Annotated in this window: 4 protein-coding genes; 3 read left to right on the forward strand and 1 reads right to left on the reverse strand. The window is 66.7% G+C overall.

Annotated elements, in window-relative coordinates; translation table 11 throughout:
- Positions 1–89: 89 nt before the first annotated feature.
- From ACQKIP_RS42480 to ACQKIP_RS42490, 3 genes are read left to right on the forward strand one after another with little or no spacing between them, the layout of a single operon-like run.
- Positions 90–1,388 (forward strand): sugar ABC transporter substrate-binding protein, encoded by a 1,299-nt coding sequence (locus tag ACQKIP_RS42480; protein ID WP_365852919.1) that lies wholly within the window; start codon positions 90–92, stop codon positions 1,386–1,388.
- 19 nt (positions 1,389–1,407) lie between these two features.
- Positions 1,408–2,403: a carbohydrate ABC transporter permease gene (locus ACQKIP_RS42485; protein ID WP_365852921.1), complete on the forward strand. Its 996-nt coding sequence runs from the start codon at positions 1,408–1,410 to the stop codon at positions 2,401–2,403.
- Complete coding sequence (locus tag ACQKIP_RS42490; protein WP_365852923.1) at positions 2,400–3,233, forward strand: carbohydrate ABC transporter permease; 834 nt, start codon at positions 2,400–2,402, stop codon at positions 3,231–3,233. Before ACQKIP_RS42485 ends, ACQKIP_RS42490 begins: the two co-directional genes overlap by 4 nt.
- Before the next feature lie 16 nt (positions 3,234–3,249).
- Here the strand turns inward: ACQKIP_RS42490 and ACQKIP_RS42495 are convergent.
- Positions 3,250–3,778, reverse strand: a 529-nt coding sequence (locus tag ACQKIP_RS42495; protein WP_427745458.1) for a chitosanase, incomplete at its 5' end; no start/stop codon positions are given.

Below are 3,778 nucleotides of genomic sequence, written 5' to 3' on the forward strand. Positions count from 1 at the left end.
GGTCTAGACCGCGCCGAGAGCCTGTGACCACAATCGCTCCCACGAACGGATCGGCGCAGTAATCAGCACGAACCCATGAGGGGGCCGGTATGAAGCGACGGGTCATCGCGGCAGGTATCGCCATGACGCTCGGACTGACCGCGACGGCATGCGGCGGCGATGACGGGAGCGACGGCGGAGACAAGGCGGACGGCAAGGGCAAGACCCTGACCGTGTGGATCATGGAGGGGACCAACCCCGACGCCCGGCCGTTCTTCGCCGAGGCCGGCAAGGCCTTCGAGAAGAAGACCGGCGCCAAGATCCACGTCGAGTACCAGCAGTGGGCCACCGCGCAGAAGAAGTTCACCACCGCCATCGAGGGCGGCGAGGACCAGGTCCCGGACGTGGCCGAGGTCGGCACGACCTGGGTGCCGCAGTTCGCCGAGACCGGCGCGCTCGTCGACGTGACGGACAACGTCAAGAAGTCGGGCCTCAACGACGACCTGGTCGAGGGCCTCAAGGACGCGGGCACGCTCGACGGCAAGCAGTACGGCATGCCGTGGTACGCGGGCGTACGCAGCATCGTCTACCGCAAGGACATCTTCGAGAAGCACAAGCTGAAGGCGCCGACCACCTGGAAGGAGCTCCAGTCCGCGGCCAAGACGCTCAAGGACAAGGAGCCCGGGATGATCCCCTTCCCGGTCGCGGGCGGCGCCGAGATGTTCGCGGCCCCCTTCATCTGGGGCGCAGGCGGCGAACTCGCCACCGAGCAGGGCGGCAAGTGGAAGTCCGGCATCAACTCGCCGGAGGCCGTGAAGGGCATCGAGTTCTACACGGGCCTCGCCACCAAGGACAAGGTCTCCCCGGCCAAGGTCAACACCTGGACGGAGAAGGAGGTCGGCGACGCCTGGAACAAGGGCCAGATCTCCATGGCCGTCGGCGGCAACTGGACCCCCAAGGCCATCGTCGACGCGAACCCGGACCTGAAGGGCAAGCTCGCCGCGGTGCCGATCCCCGGCCAGAGTGGCGGCATGAGCAAGTCCTTCCTCGGCGGCTCCTACCTGTCCACGTTCAACACGGACAAGAAGGACCTCGCCTGGGAGTTCGTGAAGATGCTGACCACGGGTGACTTCGCGGCCAAGTGGGCCGCCGAGACCAACTACTTCCCCGGTCAGAACTCCGAGCTGAAGAAGATCGAGGCGAAGAAGGACCCGCTGGTCGAGCCGTTCGCCAAGCAGATGCTGGAGGCCGGCGCGACCGTCCCCAAGACCAAGGCGTACGGCGAGATCCAGGCCTCCAAGGTCATCCCCGGCATGGTGCAGTCCATCCTGACCGGCAAGTCCTCCGTCCAGGAAGCGGCGGACAAGGCCGCCAAGGACATGGACGCCATCTTCGCCAAGGACAAGTAGGCAAGGGCGAGTCGGCACTGTGAAAAGCACGCTTGTCGGCGGCGGGCCGGAAGAAGACACCACGGTCCGCCGCCGCCCCGCCACCCGACCGGAACACGAAGCAGCCCTCCGCAAGAAGAAGCTGATCGGCCTCACCCGGCCGTGGCTGCTCCTCGCGCCATCCCTCGTGGTCCTCGCGGGCCTGCTGCTCTGGCCGCTGATCCAGGTCGGCAAGCTCTCGTTGCAGGACTACGCCGTCAAATTCGGCGGCGGCGTCGGCACGTACACCGGATTCGACCACTACACCGACCTGCTCGGCAGCGGCCTGCTGTGGAAGACGGTCCTGCCCAACACGGCGTTCTTCGCGATCGCCTGCGTCGGCCTGACCGTCGCGCTCGGCACGCTCGTCGCGCTGCTGCTCAACCGCCTCGGCTCGACCTGGCGGCTCATCTGCTCCATCGCGATCCTCGCGGCCTGGGCGATGCCCGCCGTCACCGGGACGTACGTCTGGATCTGGCTCTTCCAGCCGCAGGACGGCATGGTCAGCCAGATCGCGGGCTCGATCGGGCTCATCGACCCCGACACCACCAACTGGTTCACCGAGCGCGGCCCGTTCTACGCGATCGCGACCCTGAACGTCGTGCACCACGGGTTCCCGTTCGTCGCCATCACCGTCCTCGCGGGCCTGATGACGATCCCCAAGGAGCTCTACGAAGCGGGCGAACTGGACGGCGCCAACGCGTGGCAGCGGTTCTGGAACATCACGGTGCCGACGATCAAGCCGGTCTTCCTCGTGGTGACCATCCTCTCCACCATCTGGGACTTCAAGGTCTTCACCCAGATCTATCTGATGCCGGGCGGCGACGGGGCCAACGAAGAGGTCTACAACCTCGGCGTCTTCTCCTACATCCAGGCGTTCGCCAAGAACGACTACGGCACGGGCGCGGCAGCCGCGGTCCTGCTGACACTGCTGCTCCTCGCCATCACGATCGTCTACATCCGCACGCTGTTCCGGCAGGGGGAGGAGGACCTGTGACGACCCGCCGCACCACACCCGCCGCACGCATCGGGCTGCCCGTCGCGGTAGCCGCGCTGCTGCTCTTCACGCTCTTCCCCGTGTACTGGATGATCTCCACGGCGCTCGACCCGAAGGCGGTCACCCGCGGTTCGGACGTGCTGCCCAGCGGCATCAGCTTCGAGCACTTCACCTATGTGTTCGAGAAGGGCAACTTCGGCACGTACCTGCTGAACTCGGCGCTCGTCGGCTTCGGCACGATCCTGGCCGCCGCGCTGCTCTCGCTCTTCGCGGCCATCGCGGTGGCCCGCTTCAAGTTCCGGTTCCGCACCTCGGTACTGATCATGGTCCTGATCGTGCAGATGGTGCCGCTGGAGGCGCTCGTCATCCCGCTCTTCATCCAGATGCGGGACTACGACATGCTCAACTCGCTGCTCGGCCTGACGATCGTCTACGTCGCGCTCTCGCTGCCCTTCGCGATCTGGACCCTGCGCGGCTTCGTCCAGACCATCCCCAAGGAGGTCGAGGAGGCGGCGTACATCGACGGGGCTTCCTGGTGGCGGATGTTCCGGTCGGTGCTGCTTCCGCTGGTGGCCCCCGGGCTCGTGGCGACCTCGATCTTCGCCTTCATCACGGCGTGGAACGAGTTCGTCTTCGCGTACACCTTCATGAAGGGCAGCGACAAGTACACGGCCGCCGTGGGCATTTACCAGTTCTTCGGCGAGAACTCCACGGCCTGGGGCCCGGTCATGGCCAGCTCCACGCTGGTCACCGTGCCGGTGATGATCTTCTTCGTGATCGTGCACCGGAAGCTCGGTTCGGGCCTGGCGGCGGGAGCCGTCAAGGGCTGAGCCCCGCGGGAGGCGTTCAGGACTTCGGGACCCTGAACGTCTCCCCGTACACCTTCCAGGTCAGCGGCGTCTTCAGGTCCAGATTGCCGTCGTAGAGGAACTCCCGCTGGGCGGTGTCCACGCGCGTCGTGTCGCGGTGCGACTTCTCCTCCTTCATGGCCGCCCGGCGGATGTCCAGGAAGATGTCGAGGTACGCCTTCTCCTTGCCGCCCTGCGCCGGCGTGTTCGCCTCCTTGAGCGCCGCCTCGCGCAGGCCGTAGAAGCCGCGCGGCCCGGTGCCGGGGCCGTGCAGGACCATCGCGTCGTAGTAGATGAACTGCCCGAGCGTGCCGAGCCCGTCGAGCTTGGCGAGGCGGACCGCGGGGTCGAAGTAGATGCGGTCGCGGGCGTTGTTCTGGGCCTTGCGGAACGCGGGCTTCTCGGCCTCCGCCTTCCAGGCCTTGGTGAAGCCGGGGTCCAGGCCCTCGTGCGAGTCGGTGCCGTCGACCTTGCGCAGGGCGGGCAGATAACGGGCGAGGCCGTTGTCCGGGTGGTCCTTCGTGTAC

The organism is Streptomyces sp. NPDC059900, assembly GCF_050270335.1.
In the GTDB taxonomy this organism is placed as follows: domain Bacteria; phylum Actinomycetota; class Actinomycetes; order Streptomycetales; family Streptomycetaceae; genus Streptomyces.

Excerpts from the sequence above, each read along its gene's own strand:
- ACQKIP_RS42480 (WP_365852919.1), top strand. The coding sequence starts at position 90 with ATGAAGCGACGGGTCATCGCGGCAGGTATCGCCATGACGCTCGGACTG.